This window comes from Bacillus sp. GM2 (assembly GCF_056155945.1).
Map to the genome: position 1 here is coordinate 2,490,335 of NZ_JBRKSZ010000007.1, position 17,990 is coordinate 2,508,324.

General features: G+C 46.2%; 21 protein-coding genes and 1 pseudogene. 6 read left to right on the forward strand and 16 right to left on the reverse strand.

Annotated features, from left to right (window positions below; all coding sequences use genetic code 11):
- The first annotated feature begins 26 nt into the window (after window positions 1–26).
- Window positions 27–242 (forward strand): hypothetical protein, encoded by a 216-nt coding sequence (locus ACVC9U_RS13675; RefSeq protein WP_003180249.1) that lies wholly within the window; start codon window positions 27–29, stop codon window positions 240–242.
- A gap of 52 nt (window positions 243–294) precedes the next feature.
- Here the strand turns inward: ACVC9U_RS13675 and ACVC9U_RS13680 are convergent, their stop codons facing one another.
- Window positions 295–393 carry a YjcZ family sporulation protein gene (locus ACVC9U_RS13680; protein ID WP_003180247.1) on the reverse strand — a complete coding sequence of 33 codons (99 nt, stop codon included), beginning with the start codon at window positions 391–393 and terminating at the stop codon, window positions 295–297.
- A 127-nt stretch (window positions 394–520) separates the two neighbouring features.
- Window positions 521–607, reverse strand: a complete 87-nt coding sequence (locus ACVC9U_RS13685; RefSeq protein ID WP_003180245.1) for a YjcZ family sporulation protein — start codon at window positions 605–607, stop codon at window positions 521–523.
- Between the two features lie 163 nt (window positions 608–770).
- Here ACVC9U_RS13685 and ACVC9U_RS13690 point away from each other — a divergent pair, with 163 nt between their 5' ends.
- A complete protein-coding gene (locus tag ACVC9U_RS13690; protein ID WP_441391168.1) occupies window positions 771–1,631 on the forward strand; it encodes a peptidylprolyl isomerase in 861 nt (286 codons plus the stop codon).
- Between the two features lie 45 nt (window positions 1,632–1,676).
- Here the strand turns inward: ACVC9U_RS13690 and ACVC9U_RS13695 are convergent, their stop codons facing one another.
- The 6 genes from ACVC9U_RS13695 to ACVC9U_RS13720 form a co-directional block, all read right to left on the reverse strand.
- Window positions 1,677–1,910, reverse strand: coding sequence for a sporulation YhaL family protein (locus ACVC9U_RS13695; RefSeq protein WP_003180242.1), 234 nt, complete (start codon window positions 1,908–1,910; stop codon window positions 1,677–1,679).
- 68 nt (window positions 1,911–1,978) lie between these two features.
- Window positions 1,979–2,923 carry a 3'-5' exoribonuclease YhaM gene (yhaM, locus tag ACVC9U_RS13700; protein WP_003180239.1) on the reverse strand — a complete coding sequence of 315 codons (945 nt, stop codon included), beginning with the start codon at window positions 2,921–2,923 and terminating at the stop codon, window positions 1,979–1,981.
- A gap of 49 nt (window positions 2,924–2,972) precedes the next feature.
- Entirely contained in the window at window positions 2,973–5,939 is a 2,967-nt protein-coding gene (locus ACVC9U_RS13705; protein WP_048350507.1) for an ATP-binding protein, read from the reverse strand.
- Window positions 5,940–5,952: 13 nt separating this feature from the next.
- Window positions 5,953–7,179 carry a metallophosphoesterase family protein gene (locus ACVC9U_RS13710; RefSeq protein ID WP_173636675.1) on the reverse strand — a complete coding sequence of 409 codons (1,227 nt, stop codon included), beginning with the start codon at window positions 7,177–7,179 and terminating at the stop codon, window positions 5,953–5,955.
- A 119-nt stretch (window positions 7,180–7,298) separates the two neighbouring features.
- Window positions 7,299–8,567, reverse strand: a complete 1,269-nt coding sequence (locus ACVC9U_RS13715; protein WP_048350505.1) for an ABC transporter permease — start codon at window positions 8,565–8,567, stop codon at window positions 7,299–7,301.
- Complete coding sequence (locus tag ACVC9U_RS13720; protein WP_048350504.1) at window positions 8,560–9,456, reverse strand: ABC transporter ATP-binding protein; 897 nt, start codon at window positions 9,454–9,456, stop codon at window positions 8,560–8,562. The genes ACVC9U_RS13715 and ACVC9U_RS13720 overlap by 8 nt, the downstream gene beginning before the upstream one ends.
- Window positions 9,457–9,573: 117 nt before the next feature.
- Between ACVC9U_RS13720 and ACVC9U_RS13725 the strand changes: the two genes are divergently transcribed.
- The gene (locus ACVC9U_RS13725) at window positions 9,574–9,759 is read left to right on the forward strand and encodes a YhzD family protein (RefSeq protein WP_048350503.1); all 186 of its coding nucleotides are present in this window, start codon (window positions 9,574–9,576) and stop codon (window positions 9,757–9,759) included.
- Between the two features lie 72 nt (window positions 9,760–9,831).
- Here the strand turns inward: ACVC9U_RS13725 and ACVC9U_RS13730 are convergent, their stop codons facing one another.
- From ACVC9U_RS13730 to ACVC9U_RS13750, 5 genes are all read right to left on the reverse strand, one after another.
- Window positions 9,832–10,110 carry a hypothetical protein gene (locus ACVC9U_RS13730; protein WP_048350502.1) on the reverse strand — a complete coding sequence of 93 codons (279 nt, stop codon included), beginning with the start codon at window positions 10,108–10,110 and terminating at the stop codon, window positions 9,832–9,834.
- Between the two features lie 4 nt (window positions 10,111–10,114).
- Window positions 10,115–10,252 (reverse strand): hypothetical protein, encoded by a 138-nt coding sequence (locus ACVC9U_RS13735; RefSeq protein WP_167564567.1) that lies wholly within the window; start codon window positions 10,250–10,252, stop codon window positions 10,115–10,117.
- A gap of 105 nt (window positions 10,253–10,357) precedes the next feature.
- Window positions 10,358–10,969, reverse strand: coding sequence for a tetratricopeptide repeat protein (locus ACVC9U_RS13740; RefSeq protein ID WP_241494247.1), 612 nt, complete (start codon window positions 10,967–10,969; stop codon window positions 10,358–10,360).
- Between the two features lie 211 nt (window positions 10,970–11,180).
- Window positions 11,181–11,324, reverse strand: a complete 144-nt coding sequence (locus tag ACVC9U_RS13745; protein ID WP_225315851.1) for a response regulator aspartate phosphatase — start codon at window positions 11,322–11,324, stop codon at window positions 11,181–11,183.
- Between the two features lie 126 nt (window positions 11,325–11,450).
- On the reverse strand, window positions 11,451–12,227 hold the full coding sequence (locus ACVC9U_RS13750; protein WP_016886160.1) for an enoyl-CoA hydratase: 777 nt from the start codon (window positions 12,225–12,227) through the stop codon (window positions 11,451–11,453).
- Between the two features lie 200 nt (window positions 12,228–12,427).
- On the opposite strand from ACVC9U_RS13750, the gene ACVC9U_RS13755 reads away from it, so the two are divergent.
- The 3 genes and pseudogenes from ACVC9U_RS13755 to ACVC9U_RS13765 all read left to right on the forward strand — a co-directional run bounded on the left by ACVC9U_RS13755 (window position 12,428) and on the right by ACVC9U_RS13765 (window position 14,537).
- Window positions 12,428–12,757 (forward strand): hypothetical protein, encoded by a 330-nt coding sequence (locus ACVC9U_RS13755; RefSeq protein ID WP_016886161.1) that lies wholly within the window; start codon window positions 12,428–12,430, stop codon window positions 12,755–12,757.
- 64 nt (window positions 12,758–12,821) lie between these two features.
- Window positions 12,822–13,319 carry a cation:proton antiporter regulatory subunit gene (locus ACVC9U_RS13760; protein WP_003180220.1) on the forward strand — a complete coding sequence of 166 codons (498 nt, stop codon included), beginning with the start codon at window positions 12,822–12,824 and terminating at the stop codon, window positions 13,317–13,319.
- A 6-nt stretch (window positions 13,320–13,325) separates the two neighbouring features.
- Window positions 13,326–14,537, forward strand: a pseudogene (locus tag ACVC9U_RS13765) (cation:proton antiporter).
- Window positions 14,538–14,618: 81 nt separating this feature from the next.
- On the opposite strand, the gene ACVC9U_RS13770 reads toward ACVC9U_RS13765, so the two are convergent.
- The 3 genes from ACVC9U_RS13770 to ACVC9U_RS13780 form a co-directional block, all read right to left on the reverse strand.
- Complete coding sequence (locus ACVC9U_RS13770) at window positions 14,619–16,124, reverse strand: coproporphyrinogen III oxidase (RefSeq protein ID WP_048350513.1); 1,506 nt, start codon at window positions 16,122–16,124, stop codon at window positions 14,619–14,621.
- A gap of 142 nt (window positions 16,125–16,266) precedes the next feature.
- Window positions 16,267–17,130: a Cof-type HAD-IIB family hydrolase gene (locus ACVC9U_RS13775; protein WP_011197705.1), complete on the reverse strand. Its 864-nt coding sequence runs from the start codon at window positions 17,128–17,130 to the stop codon at window positions 16,267–16,269.
- Window positions 17,131–17,576: 446 nt separating this feature from the next.
- Complete coding sequence (locus ACVC9U_RS13780) at window positions 17,577–17,930, reverse strand: YlbF/YmcA family competence regulator (RefSeq protein ID WP_003180211.1); 354 nt, start codon at window positions 17,928–17,930, stop codon at window positions 17,577–17,579.
- Window positions 17,931–17,990 lie beyond the last annotated feature (60 nt).

Here is a 17,990-nt window from a genome sequence, read left to right on the forward strand (position 1 = left end):
TTTTAATAAATATTTGGTAATGTAGTATGGAGCAGAAACAGAGAGGGGGATCTCCTATCATCCTTTTTTATTTCATCTTGTTTGCGGTTTTTACTGTCTTCAACATAAACAAGCTTACAAACTCTTTATGCCTTGTCAGAGAGATTCCTGAAGAGCGGCAGGATAAGGTATTTAGAATGATTAATGTGCTGATCTTAATTTTATTGATCTCATCATTCATTGAGATTTCCTTTACGGTGTAAAGAAAAAGGATAGCTGCCGATCGTATTGATCCGGCAGCTATCCTTTTGTTTATTAGCATATCCAAGAAGCACCAATAATAATTAATAAGATGAACAGCACCACAAGCAGCGCAAAGCCGCCAGCGAAACCTCCTGCATAACCGTCGCCCATATTGACACCTCCTCTGCCCCAGTCGTTACATTAGTGTATGCACGAATGTCATGAAACGATTAGGCTATCGTCCAAAAGAAAAGAACCGCCTGAAAAAATGACGGTTCTTTTCTCATTTTCTAAGGTTTTAGTACAGATAAGCTGCACCAACGATGATTAATAAAATGAACAACACGACCAATAAAGCAAAACCGCTTGAGTATCCTCCGCTCATGTTATTGACCTCCTTTTCTTGATCAATATATTTGTATGAGCGGAAAGAAAATTTGACTAGACGGATGCCCCTCTGTTGAAAATCTTTTTACAGCATGTCAGAATATGATATGATACAATTCAAAGGAAAGTTTAAACTGTTATGATTAGGAGTGTTTGCATTTATGAAGAAGATTGCAATTGCGGCGATTACAGCGACAAGCGTGCTGGCTCTCAGCGCATGCAGCGGGGGAGATTCTGAGGTTGTTGCGGAAACAAAAGCTGGAAATATTACAAAAGAAGACCTTTATCAAACATTAAAAGACAATGCCGGAGCGGACGCACTGAACATGCTTGTTCAGCAAAAAGTACTCGATGATAAATACGATGTCTCCGACAAAGAAATCGACAAAAAGCTGAACGAGTACAAAAAATCAATGGGTGACCAGCTCAACCAGCTCATTGACCAAAAAGGCGAAGACTTCGTCAAAGAACAGATCAAATACGAACTTCTGATGCAAAAAGCCGCAAAGGATAACATAAAAGTAACCGATGATGACGTAAAAGAATATTATGACGGCCTGAAAGGCAAAATCCACTTAAGCCACATTCTTGTGAAAGAAAAGAAAACGGCTGAAGAAGTTGAGAAAAAGCTGAAAAAAGGCGAAAAATTCGAAGACCTTGCAAAAGAGTATTCAACTGACGGTACAGCCGAAAAAGGCGGCGACCTCGGCTGGGTCGGCAAAGACGATAACATGGACAAGGATTTCGTCAAAGCGGCATTTGCTTTGAAAACCGGCGAAATCAGCGGACCTGTGAAATCCCAATTCGGCTATCACATCATTAAAAAAGACGAAGAACGCGGCAAATATGAAGACATGAAAAAAGAGCTTAAAAAAGAAGTCCAAGAACAAAAGCAAAATGATCAAACTGAACTGCAATCCGTCATTGACAAACTTGTCAAAGATGCTGATTTAAAAGTAAAAGACAAAGAGTTGAAAAAACAAGTCGACCAGCGTCAAGCTCAGGCAAGCAGCAGTAGCTGACGCCAAAAAAGCTGTCCTCCCCTCGTTGGGGTCGGACAGCTTTTTTTATGCGATGGAATGGCTGTCAGCCGATTTTTCATGCTGTTCTTGATCTTCATCCAGTGTACGCTTCATGCGCTTTGCTTTTTCTTTTTCCATCCGTTCGATATAAATGCGGCCTTCTTTTTCGATAAAAGCCTGGTCAATCTTTTCCTCTTCCTTTGCCGTCGTCATCAGCTTATAGGCGCTGAAAATAATGCCGACGATGCAAAGGTACACCCACCACGGAAACAGCAGCACGGCTTTTCCCCCTTTTTTGAATAAACTGTATACCAGACATTATGCAAAAGGGAGACAAGTTATGACGCTTATTTGTGAAAAACGGGCTTATAAAAGGAACGGTTATCCAATGCGAAGACCCGTTCGGTATATTCTCCCGGCTTAACCCGTTCGAGCGCTCTGTCCATCATATTGATCTTCGCGTCAAGGTTGTCGATATAGTGAAGAATTTCCGCTTCCTTGACCATCGGCGGCTTCGGACTGCCCCATTCGGGTTTGCCGTGATGGCTTAAAATCAAATGCTGAAGAATCAGCACTTCTTCTGAATCAATTTGAAGCTCTTCGGCGGCTTTTGCAATTTCTGTCACCATAATCGATATGTGCCCCAGCAGGTTCCCTTCGACAGTATATGTCGTGGACACCGGGCCGGATAGTTCTTTTACTTTTCCAAGGTCATGCAGAATGACGCCTGCGTATAAAAGGTCGCGATCGAGCGACGGATACAGGTCTGCGACCGATTTGGCCAGGTTCAGCATGGAAACAACATGGTACGCGAGACCTGACACGAACTCGTGGTGATTTTTCGTCGCAGCCGGATAATCAATGAATTCCTTGCCGTATTTTTTGACAAGATGCCTTGTGATTCGCTGTATATTCGGGTTTTTCATTTCAAAAATATATTGAGTGACCGCATCCATCATTTCGTTTTTGGGAATCGGTGCAGTTTCAAGAAAGTCATCGATTTTGACGTTTTCGTTCTCGCCTGCAGGTCTGATGTTTCTCAGCTTCAGCTGGTTCCGCCCGCGGTAATGATGAATGTCGCCGACCACTTTCACGATCGTCTGCGGGCCGTAGGTCACTTCGTCCTGCTGCTTGGCGTCCCACAGCTTTGCTTCTATATCTCCGGACTGATCCTGCAGCATCAGCGTTAAAAACGGTTTCCCGTTGCTTGCGATTCCTTTCGTTGACGATTTAATGAGCAAGTACAAATCCACCTGCTCGCCAACTTCGTGCAGCATGATACCTTTTGCCATGATAAAGCTCCCTCCGTTTTCCTACATAAAATCATTATAGCACACACTTTTATTTGTTAGTCATCTCCTTTCCTTCCACCTTTTTCATTCCGGAAGGCAGCAGAATCACATCTTCATCGCGGAAAGCTTCTCTTACATGTTCATGACACGTAAAATACAAGATTTGCTGATCTTCGCCTGAAAGCTTTTTTAAAATGTTCAGCACTTGTTTAAACCTCTCTTGGTCGAAGTGGACAAAGCTGTCATCCAGCTGGAACGGCAATTTGACATTCTTTTGATGGGAGAGGGCCAGAGCGAATCGGATCGCTAAATAGAGCTGTTCACAAGTCGCCTGAGACAGTTCGTGTGCGCAAAAAAGAGCTCCGTCTTTCCGCATGACCATCATGGAATCATCTGTTTCAGAAAAATAAATTTTTTCGTATTGTCCGGCAGTCAATGGGTTCAGTAATGTTTCAGCCGTCTGTAACAGCTTCGGAAGCCGAACCTTCTTATGTTCATCTATCTTGTTTTGGACCGCCTGCCGGATCAGCTTGACGGCTGCCCACTTTTTGGCCAATTCGGCGACCCGCTCTTTTTGCATCCCGGTCTGATAGGCAAGCTCCGATACCGCTCCTGATTCCTCAAGTCTGGCGAGCTCTGCATGGAAATTAGCCGCCGTCTGCCTTTCTTCTGTCAGCTGCTTTTCTATGCGCGCTCTTTTTTCCTGAGTCTCGGCCAGCTTTCCTTTCAGTTCTGCCAGAGAGTGGCCTGAGGCGAGCATAACGGCCTTCTCGTCCTGTCTGCCGAGCTCTCTTTTGAGCTGCCCGAGCCTAGCCGTTAGTTCTTTTCTGGCTTGATCGCGCTTCGCCAGTCCGACGAACATCTCACGGCCGTCCGCCCCTGCTTTTTGAAAGAGTTCGGCAATTTGAGATTGGAAGTATTCCACCTCTTTCGCCAGCTCTTTGATTTGTTCGGCCGCATGCTTTAAAGACACGTCTGCTTCCTGTTTTTGACGAAGTTTCTCTTTTTGGGACTCAAGCTCGCTTTTCAGCTGAAACACCTGCTCTTGGACGCTTCCGCCCGCAAGGCTGAGGGATGTGACAAGCTTTCTCAATCCCGCTTCAAAGGATGCTTTTTTAGCATGAAGGCGGCTCAGTTCCTTCTCGATATCCCGCTTTTTCAAAATTTCCTCTCTGAGTTCCTTAATCAAAGCGTACGCATCAGCTAAAAATGACGGGTCAATTGAAAGATTCAGCTCTTTTAAATAGCGCTCGGTCTTCTCCTGATACGGACGGATATCCTTTTCCCACTCTTCGAATTTTTGAATCGCTCTTTCATATTCCGCTTCTTTCTGTCTGAGCTCAGCTTGTTTGGCGATAAGGAGCTGCCGGGTTTGGTCGTCCTTCCACAGCTCCTCCCTTAAAGCGCTGTCGCTTACTCCGCCTTTTGAACCGCTGTGGTCAATATCATCCAGCTGTTTTTGAATAAAAGCCGCCGCCGCGGAAGGCTCAGGCTTTTTTAAAATAAAAGCGGCAAATATCAGCAAAATCGGCGCGAGCAAAGCGCCCGGGAACCACTCCTTGAAAAAGAGCGCCGCAAAAGCTGCCGCAAAAGCAGCGCAAAGCGCTCCCGCAAAAGCGGTCCTTCTTCTTTTCATCCGAACTTTTTGTTCTTGCTTCAGATAGGACAGCTGAAGGATCAGCTCTTCCCGCCTTCCGGCATGACCGCCGGCGGACGCAAGGCGGCCAAGGGTTTCTTCCTTTTGTTTTCGGACATCATCGGGCATCACTTCATTGCTGAGAGCGGCATGGGCCTGTTCCGCTTCCTCCAGATCAGCCCTCGCCTGCTCAAACCGCTCGTCGAGCGACCGCTTCAGTTCGCGCAGCTCTATGTATGCCTGAACGGTTTCCTGCAGTTTCCACTCGTATTCATACGCGGTGTCCGCATTGAGGATATCGCATTCCTCGATTTGCAGGCGGTCAAGCCCCGCTTGAACCCGTCCGTTTATCTGGTGAAGCTGTTCAGTCAAAGACGCGATTTTTTCGGTATACGACTGGTAAAACGGATACGCCGTTAAAAGCTCTTCCGCTTCGGCTTCGTGCTCGAGGAAGTCTTCAGCCGGTGCAAAAGCGGCGGCGCGCTGTTCCAAACCGCGCTTTTTTTCTTCCAGCGCCTTCAGCTGAGCCGCTTTTGGATGCAGGTGGGATTCGAGCTTTTCGAGCTCGAAAAGTCCGCCTTCGGGGAAACGGCTTTCTTCTGAGCCGCCGAGGGATGCGAGCTGCTCTTTTAGCTGGCGCATTTCCGCGGCCGCCGGCAGAATCTCAATGGCCTGCTCGATTTGTAAGACGAGATGCTCAAGATCTTTGAGCAGTTGTCCGCTTTCCTTTATCGACGCCTCAGCGCCTTTTTTTTCGTTTAAGAGACGGTAATAGCCGCCTTCCCGCGCTTTCGCCTTTTTCAAATCTTCAGAAAGCCTTTTTAACCGATCAAGCTCCTGGTTCAGCTCCGGCTTCCTTCCGTTCGGTTTAAACAGCTCTTCCTGCTTTTTCACGAGGCCGGCATCCAGCTTGGAAATCGCATCAGAGCCGAACAGACTTGAAAACAGCAGAAAACGGCCGATTTTGTCGCGGTTGAATTTATGGATTTCCTGAAGGCCGAACACGTCAAATGAGTAGATCGCTTTATACAGCTGCCTGTCGACGCCTGACAGCAGCTCATTTAAAAAACCTTCCGGCTTCGTGCTACCGTCTTCCAAGTAAACGGTGACCCGCTCGGGCTTTCCGGCCGTCCGTTCGATTCGGATCCGCCCGAAATCAGGGTGTCCGACCTCAAGCATCCCCCCGTAAATGACGCCCGTTTTCGGCTCGTACCGTTTCGTCTTCGGAAAACCGAACAGCACGCTTTCAATAAACGACATGAGCGTCGTTTTCCCGGCTTCATTGAGTCCGTAGATCAAATGCAGATTTGAAGGAGACAGGCGGAATGTCTGATTGGCGAATTTACCGTATCCGTATATATGTATCGCATGTATATTCACCCTGCATCCCCCCTTATCTTTTCAATGTCTTCAGTTCATGAAGCAGCAGTTTTTCAGCCTGCGTGCGAATGTCCCGGAAGTCTTCCTCATTAAACAGCTCTCCGTGTCTTCTAAAGACCGGATGCCGCTCCAAATCGTCAAGAATCAGGCTGAAATCTTGAAACTCATGGATTTCTTGCAAAAGCTCCTGGAAAAAAGCGTCCCGTTCGATTCCCGACAAGGCGGCATCGGTTTGATCTTCGATCGCGGTAAGCCAGATGAACGCGTCTTCCTCCCGTTCTTCTTCATGGAAGATGTCAAGGATCTCGTCCGCGATGCCGGCCTGTCCTTCCGCCAAATAAGAGGGTGTTTCTCCTGTCCATACCATCTTGACGCATGCGGGCTTGCCTCTTTTTCTGAAAGATTGAAAGGCATCGTGCATGAGGCTGATCAGCTCTGTCATCTGCTTTGTCCCGGAGATATCGATGCTGGCCGTTTCCCACAGGACATCCGATACGGCTTTAAATTCGAAGGACAGTTCTCCGCCGCAAACATTGACGAGATAGCAGCCTTTCTCCCCCGTTTCCTTCATATGGCGGGATTGCGTGTTTCCCGGATAAATCACCGCCGGATCGGCGGCTGAAATGACCTGTCTTTTATGTATATGTCCAAGCGCCCAATAATCCATCTGTCCGTTTTTTAAATCTTGAAGGGAGAAAGGACAGTACGGGTCATGGCCGCTCTCCCCGGAAAGCGTTCCATGAATCATGCCGATATGCAAGGGCGCGTCGGTCGTTTTTTTGATTTCAGCGGCCTTATTGGCATAAACTGAGCGCTCGGGATAGCTGTAGCCGTAGATGCTTGCGGCGAGCCGGCCGTCTTTGTAAAACGATTTTTCTTCAATGTCTTCCGCTGAAAAGATGTGGACGTTGTCCGGCCATTCAATCGGCGTCCAATCGCCGCCCAGATGATCGTGATTGCCAAAAATCACATAGACTTGGATATTGTTCTCTTTAAGCTTTAAAAATTGTTTTCTCAAAAACATCTGTGCTTTTAAACTGCGGTTTGCTTCGTCGAACAGGTCCCCGGCAAGCAAAATGAAGTCGGCCTGTTCATCAATGGCAAGCTTAAACACATTTTCAGCGCTTTTAAATGTGCTGTTTTTGATCCGCCGGTAAATCTCCTCGGGAAGCCGGCTGATGCCGTGAAACGGACTGTCCAGATGCAGATCTGCCGCATGAATGAAAGTGATGTTTGTCAATCTTCTGCTCCTTTTCATAAAACATTCTGCTCCCATTCTACCACGGGTTGAAAGCGAATGCACGTTCTACTATTTGCATGAAAAAAGCAGCTTATCTTTCAAGCTGCTTTTCTTTTTCATTATCGATCTTTTGACAGACGAAGCGCCTGTTTAATATTTTTCAATCCGCCGCCGCTTGTGTACATGAGCACGCCGCCTTTATACACCCTCGCCCCGATGACGGCGAGAATCACAATCGTGAGAGCGGTGATGCCGATGCCGAGAGCCGCTTCCCAAAACGGAATATCAAGCACGCCGACTCTGAGGAACATGATCATCGGCGCAAAAAACGGAATGAATGAAGTGACGGTAATAAACGTCGAATCCGGAGCATTCAGTCCGAACATGGCAATCATGAATCCGGCAACGACCAACAGGATCATCGGCGAAATCATCTGCTGAACATCTTCAATCCGGCTGACGACGCTTCCGAGAAATGCCGCAAGAGTTGCGTATAAGAAGTAGCCGAGCATCAAGAAAATGACCGCGTACACAAGCGTTGCAGTAGGTACGCCGGAAACATCAAAAAATCCTTTAACCAGCTCAGCCGCATCCCCTCCGCTTTCCTGGCTGGACTGAAGCGACAGATAGCCGGCAAGAAGGAGCGCGGCAAGCTGTGTCAGGCCCAACAGGGCGACGCCGAACAGTTTGGCGAACATTTGCTGGACAGGCGGCACGCTGGAAATTAAAATTTCCATTACGCGGGAAGACTTCTCCGTCGCTACTTCTGTCGCAATCATTGAAGCGTACATCAAAACGGAAAAATAGATGACAAACAGCACAACATACACAAGCCCTGTCGCCTTTTGAAGCTCTTCCTCGGTTTTCGCGCCTTCTTTCAAGGCAACACTGTTGACTTTTACCGGTGTAAACAGTTCACTCAGCTTTTCCTGAGGTACGTTCAATTCAGCCGTTCCAACGGCGATCTTTGCTTGCGAGAGCGCCTGTTCAATCGTGGAGACAGCTGTGGAATCAGCGATATCGAGCGCTTTATACGTTCCTTTCAGCACCCCTTTTTTATCTCTCTCCAGGATTAAAATGCCCTCGAGCTTTTCGTCTCTGACGTCTTTTTCAAGCTCTTTTTCCGGCTTATCCGCTTTTTGGACCTCCAGCGCTTCATCAGTATCGAGTGCTTTCACCTGCTGGGCAAACGTGTCGTACAGCTGATTTGAGCGATCAATGACAGCGATCTTGTCACCCTCTCCGCCGTCGTCAAACATGGAAATAATCGATCCCAAATTTGTGACGAGCACGACAAGCGCAAGCGTGATGGCTGTTGAAATGATGAACGACTTCGTTTTCAGCTTGCTGATATATGTATGAAAAAGAACAATCCAAAACTTATTCATAACGGGCACCTACCTTTTCGACGAAAATATCATGCAAAGAAGGCTCTTCAAGTTCAAACTTTCTGATAAACCCGCGTCCTTGCAGCATTGTAAACAGCTCTTGAGAGACTTCTTCATTCTCGACCTGCAGGCGGACTCCTTCGGAATGATCACGCCATTTGACGATGCCGTCCGCCTCTTTCAAGAAGCTCAAGTCGCCGTCCGCGTGAATCGTGACATTCTTTCTGCCGAAAGAACGTTTGATTTCTTTTAATTTCCCTTGAACGACAGGCGTCCCGCGCTGCAAAATACAGACGTGTTCGCACAGCTCTTCGACATGCTCCATTCTGTGGCTTGAAAATACAATCGAAGTGCCGTCGTCTTTCAAAGAAATGACCGCGTCTTTTAAAAGCTCGACATTCACCGGATCGAGACCGCTGAACGGCTCGTCGAGAATCAAAAGCTCCGGCTTGTGCAGCACGGCCGTGATGAATTGAATTTTTTGCTGGTTCCCTTTGGATAGCTCCTCAACCTTTTTGTCGGCGTATTCCGTAATATGGAACCGTTCGAGCCACTTCTCAATTTCCTTGAGCGCATTTTGCTTTGTCATGCCTTTCAGGCGGCCGAGGTATACGAGCTGATCTTTCACATTCAGCTTCGGATACAGTCCGCGCTCTTCGGGCAAATAGCCGATGCTGTTTGTGATACCGTAGTTAATCGGCTGTCCTTTCCATGTGACAGTACCCTCTGTCGCATTCAAAAGGCCTAATATCATTCGGAATGTCGTCGTTTTCCCTGCTCCGTTGGCGCCGAGCAGACCGAACATTTGCTTGTCTGGAATCTCCAGCGTCAGATCGTTTACAGCTGTAAATGAACCGAATCTTTTCGTGACGTGATCGATTTTGAGCATAATAACTCCTCCTTCCAATTTACAATCATACGTTAGTCATACCATTTTAAAAAGGATTTTTTTGATTTTTATATAATTTTAAACAAATAGATTATATTTTGAGAAAGGGGAAGAGAAATGGAAAATTATTATGTAACCGTTTTCGATACTAGTGGAGAAACGCTTTTGAATGAGCGATTTGAAGCGGCTGATGATGAAGAAGCGAAAGAGAAAGGAAGAGGAATGCTGAAGGAAAAGCAATTTTTGGAGCATACACACCGGATAGTACATTCGTCCGGTAAAATCATTGTTTTCCGCAGCTGACTAAAATACGGGGTAAGGCGGCGCTGTTAGGGAAAGTCTCCCGCTGCCGCCTGCCCTTTAATCCGCCAAACACTAGTGGATCATCATAACAATGAGCAGACCCATGTTGATGAAACAGAGTAAAAACGATAAGCAAGCGACGCCTTTATTTTTCCGCAGAAAATAAAGGCCATTGACCGCCAGCACACAGATGATGACGGCATCAAACAGTCGAAACAGCAGATCCTGCAAGCTGTAGGCCGGAGCAAAAAAACCAATCACAGAGACGATCAGGATGAAAAGGCAAGAAACTGTAATATACATCGTCCATTCTTTCGCTGCGTCAGCCCGCTTATTCTCAGATGAAATCATGTCCTTAAACTCGAGCCTCCTTGTCAGTCGTAATCATTTTGTCCGCGTACAAGGAAGGGGCTTTTCCCGCATCTGCCAAAAAGCCTGAAGACGTTAACACAACAGCCAGCGACACCGCGACGAACAACAGTTTAGCTTTCATACAACGCATCTCCCCTTTTGATTTTTCGTCTTGCCTGAGCGCACTTCTCATGGTAAAAAATGGCATCTTAAAGCCGCTACATTTGATTATAGTACTGGGCTGCGTCTAAAGCCAGCTCTTCAACAGCGTCATATAAATGGTTTGACTCCAAATAATCAAATCCGATTTCCACGGCTTTCGATCCCCGCTGTCCAAATACAGTCCGCACAGAATGTTAAGCTTTGCCGCGTGTTCCCCGAGCGATGCCGCGCTTCGGATGCCTTTTTCATAACAGTCGGCCGCTCCGACATGGTTTCCCTGTTTTAGACGGACGTACATCAAGTTGTACAGCACTTTTGGAATATATGATGAACTTTCCTGTTCAAAAATGGAAAGGGCGCTCTCCATATGATCTGAGGCTTCTCGGTACGATCCTTGGAAATAGCAATTTCCCAAATTAAAATGAGCGGCTGCCGTCAAATGGCTGTTTTTGATTTTCGTGGCGTCTTCAAGCGCGTTGGCCAGGCTTTTAAGCGCGGGTCCGTATGTCATCGATTCAACCCAATTGCCGGCAATGATAAAATCGCAGAAAATCTTTTTTTCTTTTAGCGTCTCATCCCGGTTGAAAATGTCGGAAGCGAGCGTCGCATAGTTGATCGATAAGTATCTCTGGCTGATATAGTAGTAGATTTCCGCCAGCTTATCATAAAATTCCGCTTTTTCAACCTCGTCTTCCAATGCGCTGACTTTTAGTTCAGCCGTTTTATAGCAGCCGATTGCTTTGACAAACCGCTTTTATTTGAACTCATACATCCCTTTAAAAAACCAGCAATAATAGTTTAGTAAACCTGTCATTTGGTCCTTTTTTTCTTCTAAGACGCGGAGGTTTTTTTCAATATTTTCAGTCTTTTGCGGTTTCAAATAGCTGAGCATCAGCTTATGCCTGAATTCAAGCAGCTAATAGTAGAGCAGGACGTCCTGATTTTCCTTCCGCTTTCAATGATTCACTGGCGGCGATCTGATGTTTCCGAATGGCGTTGTACCAATCATTCAGCTTACTAGCAACGTATTCAGATGGAATCTTCTGTTTCAATTTCGCCGCCTCCCAAGACTTCGTACAGATCTGTATCTTATGAATCATTTTATGGAAACTTAAATTTTTTTACAATTGCTTCTGCACATCATTTCCCAAGGTCAATTTCCTGCCGGACCGCTCTTGTTATACTTGCTGACGGTTAAATTGCGGCTGGCGCTTTTCTAAAAATGCGCGGATCCCTTCCTGATGGTCGCTTGTCAGCCTCATTTTCATCTGGGCCGTTTTCTCGAGTTCAAGCGTTTTCTGCAGCCTACCGCCATTCAGCGCCTGATAGATCTTTTTCGTTTCAATCATCGCTGCCAGCGGAGCGTGCAGAAGCTTTTCAAGATAGATGCGCGCAAAACGGCCGGAGTCCCCGCTGAATACGGCGTCTGCGATCCGAAGCTCGAGCGCTTCGGCCCCCGTCAATTTTTTCCCGCTCCAAATCAATTCTTTGGCCGCAGTTTCACCGATTCTCCGCTCTAAAAAGAAGTGTCCGCCTCCGTCGGGAACAAGCCCGATGCCGATAAAATTCATCGCCAGCTTCGCCTCTTTTTCGACCAGTACATGGTCGCAGCTGAGCGCGAGGCTCAATCCCAGACCCGCAGCCGCACCGTGGACAGCCGCTGTCGTCATCTTCGGCATGCTGTAAAGCTTCACCGCAATTTCAGAAATTGTGTCAATGACGCGGGCGGAGCTGTCTTGATCTCCGGAAGACAGCATCATCTTAATGTCTCCGCCTGCCGAAAATCCTTTGCCGCTGCCTCTCACAAGGAGAAGCAGCGATTCGCTTTCCTCTGCAACACGCAAAGCTTCATTCAGTTCTTCAAGCATTTTTTCATTCAAGGCATTGTACGCCTCAGAGCGATTCAGTACAATTTCAAAAATCCCGTCTTCGTCTTTCCATTTGATATATTCCATCTTGCACCTCCGTGAATACGATTTTGTAAGATATTAGCTTAATTAATTCCACCTTTTATTTTCAATACCTTTTTTCATGTGAAAATCAGCTGAATGATTTTCCATTTCAAGATCAATTGATACTGAAATAAGCCTTTTTAGTTGAATGATTTTCTTTGTTTAGATATAGTTATTTATAGAAAGCATGTGAGGAAAGGGGGATGGGCGTAATTAAATCATTTTTGACGTTGATGCTTAGTTTATGCATGTTAACAGTACCATTCGCCGATCAGGAGCAAAACCCTGTTTTTGATCCCGAAGCGGAATACCATATGTCTCTAAACACCTCAAAGTTTGAGACACATGCAGTGAACCCCTCCCCTTTTACAAAAAGCTTTCTTAATCATCCAGGAAGAGCCGCAAATATTTCTGTCTTTGACGCACGTTTCTACACTCATTTCATTCCTCGATTCGAGGTTCAATCAAATGAATTAATTCTAAAAAAAACTTGCGCTATTCCTGTGAAATACCAATCTAATTACCTCTCCTGATTTTCCCTTTTTCACCTGCATAACTTTTCAGCCGAATGGGGAAATTTATTTTGGAGGGATATGATTGAATATTAAAGAAAGTGATCTGCCGGGTATCGGCAAAAAATTTGAAATAGAAATGAGAAACCATGAAAAAATGACGATTGTCGTTCATGACGACGGAAGAAGAGAAATCTATCGGTTTGACGACGAAGATCCCGATGAAATCGTGACCAACATCTCGCTTGATGACAGCGAAGCAAGGCAGATCGCCGCCATCCTCGGCGGAATGGTCTATAAGCCGCAGGCGCTTGAATCGATTGAAATGGCGTTTAACGACCTGATCATCGAGTGGTTCAAAATCGAAAAAGGAGCAAATGCCGTCGGCAAAACTCTCGGTGAAATCGACGTCAGGCAAAACTACGGCGTCACTGTCATCGCGATCATTAAAAAGAATCAGGAAAAATTCTTGAATCCCGGGGCAGATTCCGTTCTTGATGAAAATGATACACTCGTCCTGTCCGGTGAAAGAAAAAACCTCAAGGAAATGAAGCAGGCTTTTCTTTCCCGAAAGGAAGGGTGATGCTCTTTGGATCATCTAGTATTTGAAGTCGGCACTGCACTCTTGCTTGTCGCGATTGCTGCCTTAATTGCGAATCGGATTAAATTCTCGATCATTCCCTTTTTAATTGTTCTCGGGATGATCGTAGGCCCGCACGCTCCGACGATCGGTATCATCAACTTGAAGTTTATCGAGAGCTCGGAGATCATCGCCTTTTTCGGCAGAATGGGCGTCTTGTTTTTACTCTTTTATCTCGGACTGGAATTTTCGATCGGAAAGCTTATTAAATCAGGACGGTCCATCGCCGTCGGAGGAAGCATTTATATTCTGATCAACTTCAGTTTAGGCCTCATGTTCGGGTTCATCGCGGGCTTCGAGTTTCTCGAAGTACTGATCATCGCCGGGGTTATTACGATTTCTTCGAGTGCGATTGTCGCCAAAGTACTTGTCGACCTAAAGAGGACAGCGAATCCGGAAACCGAACTGATTCTCGGAATCATTATGTTCGAAGATATTTTTCTCGCCGTTTATTTATCCGTCGTCTCGGGGCTCGTCCTTGGTGACTCAACTTCAGTCGGATCGGCGCTGCTTTCGATTTTGATCGCTTTTGGCTACATGATATTGTTCTTTATCGTTGCCAGGAAGCTGCCAAAATTGTTAAATCGGCTGTTTAATATCCGTTCAAACGAAGTCTTTATTATCGTGATTTTTGCGCTGCTGTTCTTTGTCGCCGGCTTTTCGGAAACGATTCACGTTGCCGAAGCAATCGGCGCCCTGCTTCTCGGACTCGTGTTTTCCGAGACAGAACATGCAAGCCAGATCGAGCATTTGGTTGTACCGTTTCGCGATTTCTTCGGTGCAATGTTTTTCTTCAGCTTCGGATTGAGCATCGACCCGTTTACACTGGGAGATGCGGTATGACTTTCAATCGGCGCCGTCATCCTCACCTTGGCCGGGAACTTTATCGCCGGCATGATCGCAGGCAGAAGGGCCGGACTTTCTCATAAAGCTTCATCCAATATCGGCTTAACGATTGTCTCACGCGGCGAGTTTTCGATCATTGTCGCCAACCTCGGAATCGCCGGCGGACTTTCGGCCACATTAAAGCCGTTTGCCGCTTTGTACGTACTGATCCTGGCAATTTTGGGGCCGCTTTTGACAAAAGAATCAAAACGGATTTTTCATATACTGAACAAAATATTTAAGTGGAAAAAATCCGAAACAAAACAAAGAGGATGACAGAAAAGGAGACTTCGCCAGGATATTGGCGAAGTCTCCTTTCGTTTTGCCCAGGGACTGTCCCGTTTTAAACCGAACCTTTTAACTGCCTTTAGCATTCTTGTCAAAAAGCCCGGACAGGTAGCGAAGCTTTTCTTCTGTATAGTGTTCAAATCTGTCATTGTACGTTTTCGGGTCTTTCGGGTTAGAGAAATGTGTGATCTTTCCCGTTCCCGGATCGACGAATTTGCTCGCAGCTCCGCAGCCGATCCCGATAATCGTCTGTTTTTCCTCCATGATCATAATGTTATAGATGCTCTCCTGGCCGGGAAGGGAATAGCCTATATTCTCCAGGTTGCCGAGAATGTTTTTCTGCCTGTACAAATAGTAGGGATGGTAACCGTGCTGTTTCGTCCACGAGACAGCGTCATCCATCATCGCGACAATTTCCTCGCGGCCAGCCACCTTATACTTATGTTTGTTTTTCGTCATTTCAGACGCGCGCTTAAATGACAGCGTATGGACGGTCAATGATTCAGGCATTAATTTTTCGGTTTCGGAAAGAGAGTTTCTGAATTCTTTTACCCCTTCGCCCGGAAGGCCGATGATCAAATCCATATTGATGTTAGACATGCCGGCATTTCGCGACAGATGATACTTTTCGATCGTTTCTTCGACGGTATGGTGGCGTCCGATCGCTTTCAGCGTTTCATTCTCGTAAGACTGCGGATTAATGCTGATTCGGTCGATGTTCCATTTTTTTAAGACCGCGAGCTTTTCCTCTGTGATCGTATCGGGCCGTCCAGCCTCAACAGTGACCTCGCGGATGTTTTTCACATCGGGAAATGAACGGTACATTTCTTCATACAATAGATCCATTTCTTCAGCGGTAATGCTTGTGGGCGTTCCGCCGCCGAAATACACGGTCGTGATGCTGACATCGTTCTCCTTGAGCCATTCACCGATTTTTTGCATTTCATAGTGAAGCCCCCACAAAAATGAGCCGACCCGTCCGGCTTGTCCTCTGATCGCATACGCCGGGAACGTGCAGTAGGCGCACTTCGTGGGGCAGAACGGGATGCCGATGTAAATGCTGACCTCTTGGCCCAGCTCATACAAATCAGGTACAGCTTTCAGCTGACGGTCAATAATGTTTTGCATCAGTTCGATCTTTTCGTCGTGAATTAAATAATCCCGCTTCAGCTCGGCATGGGCCTCTTCCTTTGGCATGCCGCTCTCCAGCTTTTTGTGAAGCAGCTTTGTCGGACGGACACCGGTGAGAATCCCCCATTTCTGAATGATCCCGGTATGCTCCTGAAGCATGCTCAAAAAAACGTAGGAAACGGTATTCTTCACCTGCTTAAACGCTTCCTTTTCCGTCAGCTTGGGGTCAATGTTTTTCGCATATTCTGCTGTAATGTCCGTATCCTTTATCGCACCGGAAGCCTTGACGCCGTTTTCTTCCCGTTCATAGCCGAGAACGATCGCAAGGTCTGCCGGCGCTTCTTCGCCAAGAGCGACTTCGCTTTCCTCAAAGAATAAGTTCGCTATATGCTCAAGCGGTCTCTGGAACCTTTCGTCTTGGAGCCCTTCTATATAAATGCGCAATGTCATCACCTTTTTCGTTTCAAAACTTTCTTTAGTGTACAAAAATAAATGGGCAAAATCAATCCGGGAAACATACATTCCTTTAGGAGACCGATAAATGAATAATCCCCGCATTCCAGTTGAAGCGGGGATCTTATAAGAATCAGATTTTTTTAATATGGAATTTTTTAAGAAACCCTTTGCTTTGCTGCATTCTGAAGTATTCTTTAATCATATAGGCGACGCCCTGTTCATCATTGGAGCGCGTCACCCAATCCGCTTTTTGCTTAACCTCCTGAGGAGCATTGCCCATTGCGACTCCGAGCCCGGCAAGCTCGATCATCGGAAGGTCGTCGATATCATGGCCGATCGCAACGACATCTTCCATTTTTAATCCGAGGTCGGCGGCGAGCATCGTCAATCCCGCTTCTTTCGAAACTCCTTTATGGACAATCAGCATTTTTTCTCCCGCTTCAATGATGTCGACGAGAGGAAACGCATTTGTGATCGTCTGCCTGATTTCTTCGGACTGACCTGTTGAGCAATAAACCTCGATCACCGGCGCGCTGACCGGTTCATCCATCAGCATGTCGCTCAGCGAATCGACAAACTGGACGGGATAAAAAATCGGGTCAGACGGGTGAATCATCGTTTTCCCCAGCAGGTTTGAATTCGTTTTTTTCCGATTTCCAATCGAATATTTTTCATGGAGGATTCTGATATTGCAATCATAGCTTTCCAGTATTTGAACAAGGTTAAATGTCTGTTCTTCGGAAATCCTTTTTTCTAATAAAGGTTCGGCGATTTTGTCCGCTATAATCGCTCCGCTGTGCGTAATCAGCTTCGCATCCAGCTTTAAAGATTTGGCGATTTTTTGAGCGGAGCGGAAATGTCTGTTCGTCACAAGCGTAACATATACACCTTTCTTCTTTGCATATTCGATCGCTTCCTTCGTTGCGGGATGAAGCCGTCCGTTTGTCCGAAGCAGCGTTCCGTCTATATTCAGCGCAAGCATTTGTTTTGACACCAGGAGGTCCCCCTTCTTTGATGACTGAATCTGTTATAGAGGATATGTCCCGGTCCCTTTTTTTAGAACAGCCCTCTTGATGTACATACTAAAAAAAGCCTGTTTTCACAGACTTTTGACTTCGCATCTTGTGGATACGATCATGATTCTCCCTCATATTCAAAACAGTGAATTCAACGCCCCTTTCGTTCAATTCACCGTATATTGACAACCCCTTTATTTGACCAGCAGACGGTGCTTTCAATCTGTCAAATTCCTCTGTACCCCTTATCATTTTGCCGCCAGTCCGTTTTTCATGATCGTATCCCGGCAAAAATGAAAGCACTTACATTTAGTATTATCGCAACTATTTCACAAATTGACAAGTCTTTTTTAAATCTTTATGAACATTATTTGTTCACTTAGTGAAAAAATCCCCTCTTGTCAAGACAAGAGGGGATTTTTTATCAGCTCTCCGGATTTCCGTAAAGCTCTTCCAAAGGCTTCATAATGATTTTGTTTAAATCAGCAATCAGCATGCTCATCCGCTGTTCTGCTTCCATCAGCTGCGAGATTTTCTCATGCTGCTGGACGAGCGCCACGGATTTTTGCGCTTGTTCGACCTCTTCCTGGGTGATGTCTTCGCCGTTCATCTGTTTTTGCTGAAGGTTCAATTGAATATCGCGAAAGTTATCAAACATCTTTTTAGCAGATGGGTCGCCATTCACCTCATCATAAAGATTTTTCAATCGGGAATATTCTTCGCTTTGACGCAATGCTTGTTCCAAGTCATAAGCCGAGTCATGTAAATTGACCGTCATATTGATCCGCTCCTTTCCTGCCCGTATTCTTCTTATGGAATCGGCACCACTCCACTATAA